This window comes from Pseudoduganella sp. OTU4001 (genome assembly GCF_038440195.1).
Lineage (GTDB): Bacteria > Pseudomonadota > Gammaproteobacteria > Burkholderiales > Burkholderiaceae_D > Rugamonas.
The window spans coordinates 40,554-56,501 of sequence record NZ_JASATG010000014.1 but is presented as its reverse complement, the minus strand read 5'-3'; the positions used below and the strand labels follow the sequence as shown (position 1 = coordinate 56,501).

Here is a 15,948-nt window from a genome sequence, read left to right as displayed (position 1 = left end):
GGTGTAGACTTGGCGTCAAGGAGGAGGGCGCCATGAAAGCTTGGATTCTGGCCGTTCTGACGGCTACCACCCTGGCAGGATGCAGCACCCCGAAACACCAGCCACCCGGCGAAAACCACGTCTACGACAAGGGCCCGCAGCCGGGGCAGCAGCAGCCCTTCATCTGCCGCACCGAGGAATCGGGGCTGGGGCAGCCCCTGGTCGATAACCAGCAAGGTATCGGCCACCCGGTGCGGGATGCCGGCGGCGCCGTGATCGGCTACAGCAGCCAGTGCGCCATCCGGCCCCGCATCATGCACTTCTATTTCACCGGCACGGCCTTCCAGCCCTTCGATACTGAAAGCGGCTACAAGCTGCCGCCGGCGGACATGCAGATGATTGTGGTGAACGGCGCCACCATCCCCTTCGTGGTGCGGGTCGAAATCGGCACCATCAACCGCTTCATCTATTCGATTGCCATGCTGGAGCGCGGGCCCTGGAACCATAAGCTGGTGTACTGGATGCGCGGCGGTGTCGGCATCGGCCACCAGCAGGGCACGGCAATGTGGGCCAATGGCGGCTTGAACGGTTCGGAAAAGAAGCTGATGCCAAAGCTGCTCTCTGAGGGCTATGCGGTGGCCAGTTCGTCCGGCAACCAGACAGGGGTCCACTACAATATGCGGCTGGCCGAGGAAACAGCGGCCCAGACCAAGGCTTATTTCATCGCGACCTATGGAAAGCCGGTTTATACGGTTGCCATCGGTGGATCGGGCGGCGCGGTGCAGCAGTACCTGTTCGCCCAGAACCGGCCAGGACTTTTCGATGCCGGCATTCCGGTGCAGCCATATCCCGATATGGTGACGCAGTCGATCCCGATTTCCGACTGTCCTTTGCTGGGACAGTATTTCCGCGACGAGGTGGCGCGCGATCCGGCTTCGCGCTGGGCGACGTGGAGCGAGCAGTCGCTGGTGCAGGGCATGAATGCCAGCGATACAGCGCGCAATCCAATCACGGACAAGCCAGGCAGCACGGAGTGCATCAACGGCTGGCGCTTTGCCATGCCGACGGTGCTGAACCCGCGCTACCGCGACACCCGCTTCGACAAGGCGCTGGACTTCTACGGCTATAAGCCGGACGCCCTGGACAAGGTCAAGTGGACGCACTGGAATGACCTGGAGGATGTCTATGGAGTCGATGCGGACGGCTTTGCGCCTATTCCGATCGATAACGTCGGCGTGCAGTACGGCTTGTCGGCGCTGGTGGCGGGCAAAATCGACGCAGCTGAATTCCTGCGCCTGAACGCCTGCGTCGGGAGCTGGAAGGAGCAGCGCGACTTTGTGACGTGGAAAGCCGGCGGCGACCCGTTCGACTCTGCAAACATGCACCGCAGTGCGACTTGCCGCGATCCGGCGGGCGTGCCGGCGCGGCGTCGCGAGGGCGAGCAAAAGGCTATCCGCGCGGCCTTCGATTCGGGCCATGTGTTCACTGGCAAGCAGCTGGGCATCCCCGTGATCACGGTGCTGCCGTACCAGGAGGCGGAGCTGGACATGCACAACGCGCGCCAGCCGTTCTCGGTCCGTGCGCGCCTGCTGGCGGCCAATCCTGAAGAGGCGAAGCGCCAGGCGATCTGGTTCCTGCGCGCGGATACGGATTTGACGGGGCAGGTGATGAAGGCGCTGTGGGTGCTGGACAAATACCTCGCCAGCGGTTCTGCACCTGCGGAATTTACCGACCGCTGCGTGGATAGTGACGGCGCGGTGATCGGTTCCGGCCCCGATGCCTGGAGCGGCATCCTGAATGGCGGCAAGCCCGGCGCCTGCACGCAAGCCTTCCCGATCCACAGCAGCCCGCGCATGGTGGCGGGAGAATCGATCCGCGGGGATACCTTCAAATGCCGGCTGAAACCCCTGGCGACGGCCCTGGCGGATGGTACTTATGGGGCATTGGTGCGCTTCACGGATGCACAGAAAGCCTGGCTGGCGCGGATCTTCCCGCAAGGCGTGTGCGATTACAATAATGGTCTATGAAGATCCCACCACTGAAATACCTGGTCCCGGGCACCGTTGCCGGGCTGCTTCTGGCGTATTCCGGCATCGGCTTTCTCGCCGTGCCGGCGATTGTAAAGTCGCAAGCTGCGCAACTGTCGGCCGATCAACTGCACCGTCAGCTCAGCATCGAAGAAGTCACCTTCAACCCCTTTACGCTCAGCGTTTCGGTGCGGGGCCTGAAGATGCTGGAGCCCGATGGCGCAACCGTCTTCGCCAGCTTTGAGCGGCTGGGCGCGGACCTGTCGTGGCAGTCCCTGGCGCGCCTGGCGCCGGTGGTGCAGGAAGTGCGCCTGACCAAGCCCTATGTGCACCTGGCGCGCAACGAGGCGAACAAATACAACATCGACGATATCCTGCAGCTGATTGCGAGCCAGCCGCCGTCGCCTGAACCGTCGCGCTTCTCGGTCAATAATATCCAGCTGGAGGAGGGCAGCCTGTCCTTCGAGGACAAACCGGCTGGCGTGACGCACAAGGTGCAGGAGCTGAAACTGGGCCTGCCGTTCGTGTCTTCGCTGCCGGCCGATGTGACGATTTTCGTTGAGCCGCTGTTCAGCGCCAACATCAATGGCGCACCGCTGCTGCTGAAGGGGAAAGCGCGGCCTTTCGCGGAGCCCAAGGATTATGCGCTGGACCTCAAGCTCGATAAGGTCGACCTGACGACTTATCTGGGCTATCTGCCGTTCAAGCCGGGCTTCCGCCTGCCATCCGCCCATCTGGAAGCGCAGCTCAACCTCTCCGTGGTGCAGCCGGCCGACAAACCGGCTACGCTGACGCTGGGTGGTGCCGCAAGCCTGACCGGCGTGCAGCTGCAGCAGCTGGATGGCAAGCAGGTGGCGAAGCTGGACGCGCTGAAGGTCAAACTGGGCAAACTGGATTTGCTGGCGCAGCGTTATGAGATTGCGCAAGTGGCCGTCGACGGCCTGGCGCTGGACGTCAAGCGCAGCAAGGATGGGAAGCTGAACCTGGACCAGCTGGTGCCCGCAGCCCCGGCTGAAAAAGCGCCCGCTGGGCCTGCGGCCAGGGCGACCGGCCCGGTCGTGCTGCTGAAAGAATTGCGCCTGACCGGTGCGGCGCTGAACTACGCCGATGAAACGCCGCAGGCGGCCTTGCGCGCCAACCTCGCGAAGTTCGGCCTGCTGGTGAACGATATCGCCTTCGATGGCGCCAAGCGTACCCTCGATATCGCCGCAGTGACGTCCGACAGTGCGGACATCGATGTCCACCAGGGCAAGACCAGCGGCACGCCGGCTGCCAAAGCGCGCGCGGCGGCCAACGATGAAGCGCCGATGCAGATCAAGCTGGGCAAGCTGGCGATCAACGACTGGACTGCCAAGCTGCGCGAGGACTTCCGCGATGAACCGACAATCTTCAAACTGGCGCCGCTGTCGCTCACGGTGGAAGGCTATTCCAGCGCGCCTGGGGCCAGTGCTGAAGTTGCGCTGAACACCGGCATCAACAAGGGGCAGCTGGCGATCAAGGGGCAACTGGCGCCGTCGCCGTTCAAGGCCGACCTGGCGCTTGAGCTGAAGAACTTTGACCTGCTGCCGCTGCAGCCCTATGTCACGGATTATGTGAATCTGCGACTGGTGCAGGCGGCCGTAAGCAGCAAGGCCAGGCTGCGGCTGGATACGGGCAAGGACGGTGCGGTGAGCGGCGGCTTCAAGGGCGACGTCAGCGTGAACCGGCTGTCGACGGTGGACAAATCCAGTTCGAACGACTTCCTGAGCTGGAAGTCGCTGGCCTTCGACGGCCTGGACGTGAACTTCAAACCGCTCAAACTGGATATCGACCGGGTGGCGCTGGATGACTTCTTCGCCCGCGTCATCATCGACCCGAACGGCCGTATCAACGTGCAGGACGTGACGCGCAAGGAAGGCGAGGAGGGCAAGAGCCTGACCGAAGCAGGGACCCGCGCGCAGGCGGCGAAAGCTGCGAAAGCGCGGGGCAAGGAGGCTGCTGTGGCACAGGCGCCGCAAGCGCCGGCGCCTAAGGCCGCTGAACCGCTGCCGCCGATCCGCGTCGGGAAGCTGGTCCTGTCCGGCGGCCGCGTGCGGTTCACCGACAACTTCATCAAGCCTAACTACACTGCCAACCTGAAGGACCTGGGCGGCACCGTGAGCCGCCTGTCGTCCGATCCCGCGCATGACGCGACGGTGGACCTGCGCGGCAATGTCAGCGGGGCGCCGCTGCTGATCGCGGGCCGCGTGCACCCATTGAAGCAGGAGTTGTCGCTTGACCTGCGCGCCGATGTGCGCGGCATGGAGCTGTCGCAGCTTTCCGCCTATGCGGACAAGTATGTCGGCTACGGTATCGAGAAGGGCAAGCTGACCTTCGAAGTCGCTTACCAGATGGAGAACCGCCAGCTGAAGGCGGAAAACCGGCTAATTCTGGACCAGCTCACCTTTGGCAAGGAGAGTACCAATCCCGAGGCTACCAAGCTGCCGGTGCAGCTAGCGGTGGCCCTGCTCAGCGACCGCAATGGCGTGATCGACATCAATGTGCCGATTGGCGGTTCGCTGGATGACCCGCAGTTCTCGCTGGGCGGCATCATCCTCAAGGTGATCGGCAACGCCATCATGAAGACGGTGACTGCGCCGTTTGCGCTGATCGGTTCTTTGTTCGGTGGTGGCGAAGAGTTGTCGATGCTGGAATTCGACAAAGGCCGGGCCAACCTGCTGCCGGCATCGGAAGAGAAGCTGAAATCGCTGGCGCAGGCGCTGACCGAACGTCCGGGCTTGAAGCTTGACATCACCGGCCGCTTTGATGCGGATGCTGAATTGGATGCGCTGAAGCAGGCAGCACTGGAGCGCAAGCTGCGCCAGCTGAAAACGCGTGACCTGCAGGCGCGCAGCGCAGCCTTGCCGGAGGGCGGCGTAGTTGTCGCCAAAGAGGAACGCGCGGCCTTGCTGGCGCGGGCCTACAAGGATGAGACTTTCGACAAGCCGCGCAATGCGCTGGGCATGGTGAAGACACTCCCGCCGGAAGAGATGGAGAAACTGATGCTGGTCCATATCAAATTCGAGCAGGACGACTTCATCACGCTGGGCAACCGCCGTGCGCAAGCCGCCAAGGACTGGCTGGTGGGGCAGGGCCAGATTCCGGCGGAACGCGTCTTCCTCGTGGCGCCGAAGGCCGGCGCCGCTGGCCGAGTCGATTTCGCCCTGCGCTGAGGGAACGGCATGTACCTGGAGTTGGATGGCTTGCAGCTGCACTATGAACTCATCGGCGGCGACGCCGGTAAGCCGCTGCTGGTGTTCCTGCACGAAGGCCTGGGCTGCTGCGCGATGTGGAAGGACTTCCCGCAGCGCCTGTGCGCTGCAACCGGTTGCGCCGGCCTGGTTTATGACCGGCAGGGCTACGGGCTGTCTTCGCCCATGACAGCGCCGCGCAGCATCCACTACTTGCACCAATATGCGCTGGTCGAGCTGCCCGCCGTCCTGCGGCGCCTGGCGCCGGGCCGCGAGCACATTGTGGTCGGCCACTCGGATGGCGGCAGTATCGCCTTGATCTACGCGGCGGGCCAACCGGACGGATTGCGTGCCGCCGTCACGGCAGCAGCGCACGTATTTGTGGAAGACATCACGCTGGAAGGCATCCGCACCGCCGTTGACGCCCATGCAGCCGGCAAGCTGCGCGGGCTGGCACGCTATCACGGCGACAAAACTGCGCAAGTGTTCTCGGCGTGGGCGGACACGTGGCTGGCGCCGCCTTTCAAACACTGGAATATCGAATACCTGCTGCCGGCGATTGCCTGCCCCGTTCTGGCACTGCAGGGGGCAGGCGACCAGTACGGTTCCGGCGCGCAGCTGGACGCTATCGCACGCGGCACGCCGGGGGCGCGGCAACTTATCCTGCCCGAATGCGGCCATAGCCCGCACATCGAACAGGCGGAAGCTACCGTGCAGGCGATGGCGGCGTTCATCGCTCCCTCGGTTGTGGCGCAGCAGGCGTAGCTGCCGGCGCCGACCCCGCTGGTGCTGGCGTTGCCCCCTTGAGTGGCTTCGCATGCTTGAGCATCGCGGCGATCAGCGTCACATCCTCGTCGCTCTCCGCCGGCGCAGTGCCGCGCGACGTCCGCGCGGTGGGAGCCGCCGGGGCCAGACCCGGGCGCGCCGGCCTGGTGCGCACGACATGTCCCTCTGGCGCCACCTTCACCGGGGGCGCCGCAGTGGCGGCCAGCGCCTCCGGCTGGCTGACAATCAATGCGGCTTGCGGTTCGGGGGCTTCAACAGGCTGCCGCGCCGCTGGCGCTATAACCGCATGCCCCGCTTCGAGCGCCGGAGCAGGCAACACACGCTTGCCGCCAGCCCGTAGCCAACTCCACGCCAGTACCGCCAGCAGCAAAAGGCCAAAGACCGCCGCAGCCTTCGCAGGCTGCCGCCCTTTGAAACCCCATTGCCGCGCAGGCGCCGGCACGCTTCCACCATTCGCCAGGCGCGCCAGGATCCGAAAACTGTCATCCCTTTGCGCGGCGTCCGCAAACAAATCCGGTCGCATAAGTCCTCCCAAAGCTTGATTTCGCTCGAACCCGATCTGCGCGGGCCGGCATAGGATGCAAGTGTCGCGCGCTGCATGCGCTTTCGTATTGATGGAACGCACCATGTTGCTATTTACCGTAGCGATAGTCTTCGTTGCCACAGTCGCAGCCGGGTGGCTGCTGCTGTTTCCGCCCAGAAGAGCACCCAGCCCGCGCCAGCGCCGCCTCTTCCTGCTTGGAACTGGTGTCGTTGCACTGGCCGGCACGCCGGTAGTGCTGGTACGCTGGCTGCGTCCCAGCCAGATGATGCCCGCCTTTGACTCCGGCGCGCGGCCGATAGACCCGCAGATTGCAGCCCTGCTGCAAGGCGAGCATCTGATCCCGCCGCCACCGCTGCCGCCGGTTGCCTTCTCGTCGGCGGAAGTGGAGCTGCTGCGCCCAATGCTGTCCCAGGCTGACAGGGACTGGCAGCGTCTTGACCAGGAATTTGCGCGGCGGCTGCTATTGGTGTTCAACTTGATGCGCGAACGCCACGGTTACGAGATGGCGCTGCTGGAGGGATACCGCAGCCCCGAGCGGCAGGAGCGCCTGGCTGCTGCAGGCGCCCATGTCAGCAACGCACGTGCTTTCCAGAGCTTCCACCAGTATGGGCTGGCAGCCGATTGCGCCTTTGTGCGCGACGGCCGCCTGGTGATCAGCGAGCGCGATCCATGGGCCTTGCGCGGCTACCAGCTGTATGGCGAATTGGCGGAATCGGTCGGCATGGTGTGGGGTGGCCGCTGGGCCATGATGGATTTTGGCCACACAGAATTGCGTATGCGCGACACCAGGGCTTGAGGCGGCTCAAAGGGCCGGGAGCGGCTTGATGGCAACATCGGCCAACCTGCCTCCTTTTCCTGACCATCATGCTGCAACGAATCTGGTACCTGGTAACAGACCGGCGCACCCTGAACATTCTGGCCTTCGCATTATTGGCCGGATTGTTCTTCTTTGGCGCCGAACTTCTTCAACTGGCGCTGATCTGGGCAATCGCCGGCATCGCCGCCATAGCGCTGCTGGTCCTGGCCGTCTGGGGCGTGCGGCGCTACCGGGCGCACCGGCAGCAGGGGGAACCCGCGTTGCCGCCGGCCGAAACGCGCGCCCAGGCAGACCTGGATGCGGTGCGCAGCGCCATGCTGGAGGCGGTCGGCACGATCAAGAACTCGCGGCTTGGACGCGCCACCGGTGCACGCGCCTTGTACGAGCTGCCTTGGTATATGGTGATCGGCAACCCGGCGGCCGGCAAGAGCAGCGCCATTACGCAATCCGGCCTGCAGTTCCCCATCGCCGGCGCGAAAGCCATCCAGGGCGTGGGCGGTACCCGCCAATGCGACTGGTTCTTCACGGCGGAAGGCATCCTGCTCGATACCGCAGGCCGCTATGCGGTGGAAGCCGCTGACCGGGGCGAGTGGCACGGCTTCCTCGGCTTGTTGAAGAAGCAGCGCCCGCGCGCACCGGTCAACGGCATCATCATCGCCGTCAGCATTGCCGAATTGCGCGGTGACGATCCCGAAGCGGTGCTGAAGCTGGCGCGTAGCCTGCGCCAGCGCGTGCAGGATCTGATCGAAAAGCTGGAAGTATTCGCGCCGGTGTATGTGATGTTCACCAAGGCCGACCTGGTTGCCGGCTTTGCCGATTTCTTCGCCGACGCCGAACCGGCGGAGCGTGAGCGCGCGTGGGGAGCGACCATGCCGTTCAAGCACAAGTCGGGCAGCCGCGAGATGCTGGCCTTCCTCGAGCAAAGCTTCGGCGAATTGTGCGAGGGCTTGCATGAAATGGCTATCGCCACCATGACGCAGCGCCGCCGCGAGCTGGTGCCGGCCGGCGTGCAGACCTTCCCGCTGGAGTTTGCGGCGCTGAGGGCGCCGTTGCAAGCCTTTCTCGCTACGCTGTTCGAAGACAATCCCTTCCAGTTCCGGCCCGTGTTCCGCGGCTACTACTTTACCAGCGCGCTGCAGGAGGGCCAGCCGCTGTGCGCCCAGTCGCTGCACGTGGCGCAGCGTTTCGGGCTGGCGCGGCCCGCCGAGGCGCCTGCCAGCGCCGGCCAGGCCGGCTATTTCCTGCCCAAGCTGTTCCGCGAAGTGATCTTCGCCGACAAGGACCTGGTCTCGCGTTACGCAACGCGCAAGCAGCGCCTGATACGCAACGGCGGCTTCACTGCCGCCATTGCGCTGCTTGGCGCCGTTCTGGGCGGTTGGACCTGGTCGTATTCCGGCAACGCCCAGCTGGTGGCCAATACGGCGGCAGACCTGGACAAGGCGGTCAAGCTGCAGGTGCAGCGGCCGGACCTGCAGGCACGGCTCGAAGCCTTGCAGGTGCTGCAGGACCGCATCGAACAGCTGGACCGCGTCGATCGCGCGCGTCCATGGCTGCTCGGCATGGGGCTATACCAGGGCGATGCGCTTGGCCGCAAGCTGCGCAACGAATACTTCAAAGGCATGGCAGAAATCCTGCTCAATCCGGTCGCCGCCAGCCTGGAGTCGCAGCTGTATGCGTTGGGCCGGCGCGAGGCGGGCAAGGTCGAGGACTCCTATAATGCACTGAAGGCCTATCTGATGCTGGCCGACAAATCGCATGCGGAAACCGGCCACCTGGGCGACCAGATGACGCGCCACTGGCGCGGCTGGCTGGAGACCAATCGCGGCGCCATGCCGCGCGAGCAGCTGCTGCGCAGCGCCGAAGGCCTGCTCGCCTTCTACCTGTCGCAGGTGAACGACCCGGCCTGGCCGCGCATCGATCCAAAGCTGGCGCTGGTCGACGCCGCCCGCGACCAGTTGCGGCAAGTCGTGCGCGGCATGACGGCGCGCGAACGTGTGTATGCCGAGATCAAGGCGCGCGCCAGTACGCGCTATCCCGCGATGACGGTGGCGCGCATCGTCGGCGAACAGGATCGTGAGCTGGTGCAAGGCAGCCATGCAATCTCCGGAGCTTTTACACGCGAGGCATGGGAGGGCTATGTGAAGGGCGCCATCCGCGACGCCGCCAACAGTGCGCTGCAATCGAGCGACTGGGTGCTCAAGACGGCGGAGCGTAATGACCTGACGCTGGAAGGTAGCCCGGAACAGGTGCAGAAGGCGCTGACGGAAACGTACAAAGTGGAATACAGCAAGGAATGGCTGCGTTTCCTGCAAGGCGTGGCGGTGGCCGGCATGCCGGACTTCCCGCGCATGGTGGAGTCCATGAACCGTTTGGGCGACCCGGCCATGTCGCCTTTGCTGAAAGTATGGAGCACGGTCGCAGCGCAGACCGGCTGGGACAGTCCTGCCAGCATCGCCAGCGGCCTGCCGGAGGCCGATCCCGGCCTGGCGCAGTGGTTCAAGGCGCGGCTTTTCGAGCGTGCGCCGGCCGGGGCGGGGTCTGTCGCCAGCGCGGCGCTGGCGCAGGCGGCCGGTCAGTTGGGCCGCGATTTCGCATCCATCGCGGCCCTGGCCGGTACACGCGGCAAGGACGGATCGCCAATGCGCAGCTATTTCGAGAACCTGTCGCGCGTGCGCGCCCGCCTCGGCGCCATCCGCAACCAGGGCGACCCCGGACCCGGTGCGCGGCAGCTGGTGCAGCAAACCCTCGAAGGCAGCGGCTCGGAACTCGCGGATGCCCTGCGTTATGTGGATGAACAAATGATGGTCGGCCTGGCGGATACGCAGAAGCAGGCCGTCCGGCCCCTGCTGGTGCGGCCGCTGATACAGGTGTTTGCGGGCCTGGTCGGCCCGGCCGAGGCGGAGATCAACAAGACCTGGCTGGCGCAGGTTGTCGAACCTTTCAACCGCACGCTGGCAGGAAAGTTCCCCTTTGCCCAGGCGGGTAGCGCGGAGGCCAGCTCCGCCGAAATCGGCCAGGTATTCGGACCGGAAGGGGCGATAGCGAAGTTCGTCAGCGGCTCGCTGGGGGCGCTGGTCTTGCGGCGCGGCGATGTGCTGGCGCCGCGCACCTGGGCCGATATGGGCATCAGCATCGCACCGCAGACTTTGCAGCGCTTCCCGGCCTGGATGGCGCCGGTCGCGGCCGGCGGTGTGGCCGCCACCAGCCAGACCGTGTTCCAGCTGCTGCCGTACCCCGCCTCCGGACTGGCCGAGTATTCAGTGGAGATCGACGGCCAGGTGCTGCGCTTCCGCAATGGCGTGCAGCAGTGGACCAATATGGTCTACCCGGGGCCGCAGGGTACGACCGGTGTGCGGATCAGCGGCGTCGGCGCGGATGGCAAGGTGGTGGAACTGTTCGGCGAGGCTGGTCCAAATGGTTTGCGGCGAATGATCGATTCGGCGGCGCGCCGGCGCAAGGAGGAGGGCGTTCACGAGCTGCGCTGGACCAGCGGCGGCGCGGCGGTAACCGTGGACCTGCGCATCACCAGCGCGCCGGGCGCCCGGCAGGAGGACCGTGGCTTCCATGGCATGCGCTTGCCGGATGCCGTGGCGGGCAAAGGAGGCATGCCATGACGCACATCGCCTATTTCGGCAAACTGCCTGGCTGCGGCGACTTTGTGCGCTCGGCAGGCGACCAGGTGCTGGTCGAGCTGAGCGACCAGTGGCTTGCGACGGTCATGCAGCGGCTATCGGCGAACCCGCGCTGGCGCCAGCATTACGACGCGTGTGCGCCGCTGGACTTCGCGTTCGTGGGCACGCGTTCGCGGCAGCTGGTCAGCGGCCACCTGCTGGCCAGCCGCGACCAGTCGGAGCGGCGCTTCCCCTTTGTCTGCATGGCGGTGCATCAGGTCAAGGATGCGCGCGGCTTCCTGCCTTGCAGTCCGTTAGCGCTGGCGCCGGCATGGTCTGGGCTGGCGGCAGCCGCGCTGGCGGCGCAGCCCGGCGACTGCGCGCTACCCGGCCAGATTCCGGATCTTGCCGCGGCCCGCGCGGCGCTGGATGATTACCTGGCTGTGGCCTCGCTAGGATCGCTGCAAATGCAGCTGGGCGGTGCGCCGGTGCGACGGCTGATGCTCGCACTCGGACAGTTGCTGTCGCCGCTGCGCCAGCAGGCGCGTGTTCCATCGCACTGCCTGGCGTTGCCCCTGCCGCAAGAGGCCGCGCAGCGGCCGCACGTTGCCGCCTTCTGGATGACGCTCGCCGCTCCGATATTGCTGCGGCACGACCTGGAGCTCGCGATGTTCATCGCTGACGTGGCCGGGCGGCCGATGCTCGTGCTGGGACTGGACGGCGCCAATCCGGCCAGCCTGCAAGCCCTGATCGATCCCGATGCCGCGGCGGACGCCATGGTAATGCTCGACGATTGCGCCTGGGTCGAGCCCACCCTGCGCAACGAGCCATCGCTCCAGCGGCTGGGCGCCTGCCTGGAGCAGGAGCAGCTTGGCCTGCCCGCAGCCAGCCTGCTGTTTTTTGAAACCTTTTGCTGACAAGGAGCTGCATATGCGCCTGACCGCGTTGATCTTCTGCCTGGCCTGTTCGCAGGCAGGGGCCCAGGTGGCGCCGGTACTGGCATCCGGCACGGTACCCGACGAAGCGACCAAAGCCGCCATCCTGCAACGCCTGCGCGCGCTGTATGGCGTGGAGCGTGTTGTCGACCAGGTGGCAGTGGGCAGCGTGGCTGCGCCGCCAAACTGGAGCGGCCATATGCAAAAGCTGATCTCCGAGCCGCTGAAGCAGGTCAGCCATGGCCGGCTGACGGTGGAGGGCAACCGTGTCGGCATTCGCGGCGACGTCGCGAACGAAGCCATGCGCCAGCAGGTCGCCAGCGAGCTCGCCACCAGCCTTAATCCGACCTACACCGTCAGCAACGGCTTGCGCGTCAATGCTCCGGCCCAGAAGCTGCTGGATACGGCGCTCGGCAAGCGCATCATCGAATTCGAAAGCGGGCAGGCGGTGATCCGTCCGTCGGGCATGCAAATCCTGGACGAAATGGCCGCTGCCATGGCGCAGATCGGTGGCCGCAAGGTGGAGGTGATCGGCCATACGGACAATACCGGAGCGCGCGAAGCCAACCTGGCGCTTAGCCTGTTGCGCGCCGGCGCGGTGCGCAGCTACCTGGCCGGCAAGGGAATCGCGGCCGCCACCATCGCCGTCGCGGGTGCGGGGCCGGACCAGCCGGTCGCGGACAACGCCAGCGCCGAAGGGCGTGCCCGCAACCGGCGCATCGAGTTCCGCGTGCTGGATTAAGGCAGCGTTACCGTCAGGGTAGCCGGCCGCGCCGGCTGCCTGACCACATCCTGGTAGGCAGCCAGGCTGGTTTCAGTCGAACTATCCAGCGCGTAGCGCATGGCGCCAAAGGAGAGCAGCGCCGCCAGCGCAAATACGCCGCCGGCGATCCAGTACGGCGTATTGGATTGCAGCTTGTGGGCGATATTGTCCGGCCGCGCGGCACGCGGGGCGAAGCCTTTGCCCTTGCCGCGCAGGTGGGCGATTTCGTCGCCCAGCCGCGCCGCCAGGTAGGACAGGCGGTCGGGGCCCTCCAGCGCGTAGCGCCCGCGGAAACCAAGCAGCAGGCACATATGGAACACCTGCAAGGCTTGCAGCCGTTCGCTGCCTTTAAGGCGCAGCTGCTCCAGCTTGTCGAAGAAGTGTTCGCCGGCCAGCTGGTCGCCGAACAGCAGTAGCTGCAGCGGCCTGCGTTCCCACGCGTCGCGGAGTGGGAAGGACGAGGCCAGTATCGCTTCGTCCAGTGCGGCGCAAAAGGCGTACTTCGCATCTTCAATGTCGTCGACAGCGATACGCAAGGCGCGCGCTTCGCTGCTGAAGGCATCAAGGAACTTGCGGATTGCGGCGACGAATTCCGCCTCGCCCGGTGGAATACTGCCATGGCGCAGCAGGGACAGCATGTGGAAGCCTTCGTGCATCAGATCCACCAGGCTGGGAATGCGCTGCTGCGGAGGCGCGGCGCGCCGTTCGACGAATTGGCTCATGCTGTCACCACCAGGAGTTCGAGCCGCAGTTCCTTGATACCTGCGGGCACGTAGATGGAAATGGATTGCGCCTTGAGCATCTGCTCATACAGTACACCGCGGTTCTCCAGCGCGAAGTAGAAAGTGTCCGGCCGTACCGGTATGGCGGAGGGAACCTGGGCGGCGTGCAGCAGCTTTACGCCCGGCATGGCGGACAGCACACATTGCTCGACGTCGTCCGGCGCGCCGGCCTTGACGCGCAAGGGCACGGCATCCACCAGTTCCAGCGCGGGCATGGCGGCGGCAATGGCCAGATAGAGCGTGGCGCCGGCGCCGATCTTGCCGGAATCGAGCTTGCCGGTATGGTAGCCGGGTTTTTCCTCGTGCAGGGCAATGGAGAAGTAGCGCGCGGAGATGACGGTGTCGAGCAGGTCGCGGATCACGGCATCCAGCTGCAGGAAGGACGGTCCGGGCGCCGCATGGTCGTATGCGGGCAGGTTGCCGAGGTGGACTTGCCGCGAATAGGTCATCAGGCCGCCCGCCAGGCCGAGCATGGCCTGGTACAGGCGTTCCGGATGCAAGGCCGGCTGGCGCAGCAGGTGCAGCAAGGTTGCCGCGGCGGTCGACACGGTATGCAGCAGCCAGAAAGACGATACGTCGCCGCTGCGGAATTCGATCACGTTCCGGCTTGGCTCGCGCATATGGCCTTGCAGGGCATTGGCCTTGGCTTGCAGCGCGTCCATCAGCTGGTCAAGCAGGAGGCGCAGGCGCGGCGTGGCGTTGATGGACAGCGAGGGCGGCATGAACGCCGGGTCAGGTTCGAAACTCCCCGAAACGACGCGGCGCAGGCGCAGCAGGGGCAGGCTGTCGAAGGCGCCGCGCGGTTCGCGGTCGGAGACCAGACGAACCTGCCGGCGCAGGTAGGTCAGGCCGGCTGGCAAGGCATCGCTGAACAGGTCCGCCGTTTCGCGCTCGGTGTGGGCGAAACGGTCGGTTTCATGCGATGGCATGCCGGCGTAGAAAACGACTTCCTGCACCTCATTCGGCAGGGTGCTGAGGTCAACCGCTTCCGGCAGCGGGTCGCTGGCGGGGGCGTCAAACAGTTCGCCCTCGCGGAACAGCGCCCGCAGGGCCAGCAGGCGCAGCTTGCCGTTCGCCAGCGCCGAACTGTCCCACTCAATGGCCTGCACGCCCCACAGCATCGGATGGGCTGCGATGGCCGTAGCATGGATGCGCGCCTCATGGTAGCGGTCCTGCTGCTGGAAGTGCTGGGGGCGCAGGAACAGTCCTTCGCTCCAAAGTATTTTTGCAGGTAGGGTCATGCCGTCCTCCGTGTTTGCAGGCTTCCATTAAAGCTGGCGCGCGGCCGGCGGCGTTTGCGCGGGCGCAAACTGCGTTGAAGGTAATGCAGCAGGCTTTGAGACAACGCAATGGCGAATGCGCAGTTCGATCCAATAATGGCCTTCACTTTGCGGAAGGAGGGAATGATGCGCAAATCCATGGTAACGGTATTGATCGGCGCGGCCATGCTGGCCGGCTGCGCTACTGATTCGCCGCTGCATCGCGGCGAAAGGCTCAGCGTGCAAACGCTGGAGAGCATGCTGGCCGACGCCGACCGCGCCGCGGCGGTGGGCCAGCACGACAAATTCCAGGCCGTCCTGCAGGCGGCCGCGGCGAATTACCCGGCCGAAAAGGCGCCCTGGCTGCAGATGGCGCAGACGCGCTTTGACCGCGGCAGCTATAGCGACGCCATTGTGCAGGCGCAGGAAGCGCTGCAGCGCGACCCGGCGGACAAACAGGCCCTCAGCATCATTGCGGTCAGCGGCCTGCGCCTGTCGACGCGCGCCCTGGCGGATCTTAGCCAGCAGAGCAACCTTGGCGGATCGGTGCGCAGCGAGGCGCAGGAGCTGGCGCGCATGCTGCGCAATACCCTGGGCGAGGAAGTGCTGGTGCCGGTGGCCGGCGGCGCAAAGGTGCAGCGCAAGACGGGGCCGCTGATCAAGCTTCCACCCTCGCGCCCTGCGCAAAATCCCACTACCTCCGCCGATCCGTTCGGCGCACTCAAATAAGGAGCAGCCCAATGGCAAACCGTGACAGCGTGCAAAAGCGCCTGACCAAGGTGCGTCCACCGCGCGTACAAATGACTTATGACGTGGAAGTCGGCGACGCCATGGAGAACAAGGAGCTGCCTTTTGTCGTTGGCGTGATGGGCGACTTCGGCGGCAATCCACAGGTGCCGCAGAAGCGCCTGAAAGAGCGCAACTTCGTCAACATCGACAGCGCCAACTTCGACGAAGTGCTGGCCGGGGTCAATCCAGTGCTGCACTTCCAGGCGCCGAACCGGCTTGGCGGGGAGGGCGAGTTCCCGGTGGAGCTGCGCTTCCAGTCGATGCAGGACTTCCGTCCCGAAGCAATCGTGCGCCAGGTGGAACCGCTGGGCAAGCTGCTGGAAACGCGCAGCAAACTGGCGGACCTGCGCAACAAACTGGCCGGCAACGACAAGCTGGAAGACCTGCTGACCGATGTGCTGCAGAGCACCGAAAACCTGGCGGCGCTTGCGCCCAAGGAGGACTGAT

At 65.3% G+C, this 15,948-nt stretch carries 11 protein-coding genes; 9 read left to right on the top strand and 2 right to left on the bottom strand.

Annotated elements, in window-relative coordinates; all coding sequences use genetic code 11:
• Positions 1-32 precede the first annotated feature (32 nt).
• The 7 genes from AAHE99_RS14515 to AAHE99_RS14485 all read left to right on the top strand — a co-directional run bounded on the left by AAHE99_RS14515 (position 33) and on the right by AAHE99_RS14485 (position 12,650).
• On the top strand, positions 33-2,006 hold the full coding sequence (locus tag AAHE99_RS14515; protein ID WP_342118064.1) for a DUF6351 family protein: 1,974 nt from the start codon (positions 33-35) through the stop codon (positions 2,004-2,006).
• Positions 2,003-5,197: a DUF748 domain-containing protein gene (locus AAHE99_RS14510; RefSeq protein WP_342118063.1), complete on the top strand. Its 3,195-nt coding sequence runs from the start codon at positions 2,003-2,005 to the stop codon at positions 5,195-5,197. Before AAHE99_RS14515 ends, AAHE99_RS14510 begins: the two co-directional genes overlap by 4 nt.
• A 9-nt stretch (positions 5,198-5,206) precedes the next feature.
• Positions 5,207-5,980: an alpha/beta fold hydrolase gene (locus tag AAHE99_RS14505; RefSeq protein ID WP_342118062.1), complete on the top strand. Its 774-nt coding sequence runs from the start codon at positions 5,207-5,209 to the stop codon at positions 5,978-5,980.
• Between the two features lie 647 nt (positions 5,981-6,627).
• Complete coding sequence (locus tag AAHE99_RS14500; RefSeq protein WP_342118061.1) at positions 6,628-7,341, top strand: M15 family metallopeptidase; 714 nt, start codon at positions 6,628-6,630, stop codon at positions 7,339-7,341.
• Between the two features lie 68 nt (positions 7,342-7,409).
• Positions 7,410-10,976, top strand: coding sequence for a type VI secretion system membrane subunit TssM (tssM, locus tag AAHE99_RS14495; RefSeq protein ID WP_342118060.1), 3,567 nt, complete (start codon positions 7,410-7,412; stop codon positions 10,974-10,976).
• Entirely contained in the window at positions 10,973-11,890 is a 918-nt protein-coding gene (gene tagF / locus AAHE99_RS14490) for a type VI secretion system-associated protein TagF (protein WP_342118059.1), read from the top strand. Before tssM ends, tagF begins: the two co-directional genes overlap by 4 nt.
• 13 nt (positions 11,891-11,903) lie before the next feature.
• Complete coding sequence (locus tag AAHE99_RS14485) at positions 11,904-12,650, top strand: OmpA family protein (RefSeq protein ID WP_342118058.1); 747 nt, start codon at positions 11,904-11,906, stop codon at positions 12,648-12,650.
• Here the strand turns inward: AAHE99_RS14485 and icmH are convergent.
• Both icmH and tssK read right to left on the bottom strand, forming a co-directional pair.
• Positions 12,647-13,393: a type IVB secretion system protein IcmH/DotU gene (icmH, locus tag AAHE99_RS14480; protein ID WP_342118057.1), complete on the bottom strand. Its 747-nt coding sequence runs from the start codon at positions 13,391-13,393 to the stop codon at positions 12,647-12,649. The genes AAHE99_RS14485 and icmH overlap by 4 nt on opposite strands.
• Positions 13,390-14,694, bottom strand: a complete 1,305-nt coding sequence (gene tssK / locus AAHE99_RS14475; protein ID WP_342118056.1) for a type VI secretion system baseplate subunit TssK — start codon at positions 14,692-14,694, stop codon at positions 13,390-13,392. The genes icmH and tssK overlap by 4 nt, the downstream gene beginning before the upstream one ends.
• Before the next feature lie 162 nt (positions 14,695-14,856).
• Between tssK and AAHE99_RS14470 the strand changes: the two genes are divergently transcribed.
• Together AAHE99_RS14470 and tssB are read left to right on the top strand one after the other, a co-directional pair.
• Positions 14,857-15,441, top strand: a complete 585-nt coding sequence (locus AAHE99_RS14470; RefSeq protein WP_342118055.1) for a tetratricopeptide repeat protein — start codon at positions 14,857-14,859, stop codon at positions 15,439-15,441.
• Between the two features lie 11 nt (positions 15,442-15,452).
• On the top strand, positions 15,453-15,947 hold the full coding sequence (gene tssB / locus AAHE99_RS14465) for a type VI secretion system contractile sheath small subunit (RefSeq protein WP_342118054.1): 495 nt from the start codon (positions 15,453-15,455) through the stop codon (positions 15,945-15,947).
• Position 15,948: the final 1 nt, after the last annotated feature.

Coding starts and splice junctions, on each gene's coding strand:
- AAHE99_RS14505 (WP_342118062.1), top strand. CDS start 5,207: ATGTACCTGGAGTTGGATGGCTTGCAGCTGCACTATGAACTCATCGGC.
- AAHE99_RS14500 (WP_342118061.1), top strand. CDS start 6,628: ATGTTGCTATTTACCGTAGCGATAGTCTTCGTTGCCACAGTCGCAGCC.
- tssB (WP_342118054.1), top strand. CDS start 15,453: ATGGCAAACCGTGACAGCGTGCAAAAGCGCCTGACCAAGGTGCGTCCA.
- AAHE99_RS14470 (WP_342118055.1), top strand. CDS start 14,857: ATGATGCGCAAATCCATGGTAACGGTATTGATCGGCGCGGCCATGCTG.
- tssK (WP_342118056.1), bottom strand. CDS start 14,694: ATGACCCTACCTGCAAAAATACTTTGGAGCGAAGGACTGTTCCTGCGC.
- AAHE99_RS14510 (WP_342118063.1), top strand. CDS start 2,003: ATGAAGATCCCACCACTGAAATACCTGGTCCCGGGCACCGTTGCCGGG.
- icmH (WP_342118057.1), bottom strand. CDS start 13,393: ATGAGCCAATTCGTCGAACGGCGCGCCGCGCCTCCGCAGCAGCGCATT.
- tagF (WP_342118059.1), top strand. CDS start 10,973: ATGACGCACATCGCCTATTTCGGCAAACTGCCTGGCTGCGGCGACTTT.
- tssM (WP_342118060.1), top strand. CDS start 7,410: ATGCTGCAACGAATCTGGTACCTGGTAACAGACCGGCGCACCCTGAAC.
- AAHE99_RS14485 (WP_342118058.1), top strand. CDS start 11,904: ATGCGCCTGACCGCGTTGATCTTCTGCCTGGCCTGTTCGCAGGCAGGG.
- AAHE99_RS14515 (WP_342118064.1), top strand. CDS start 33: ATGAAAGCTTGGATTCTGGCCGTTCTGACGGCTACCACCCTGGCAGGA.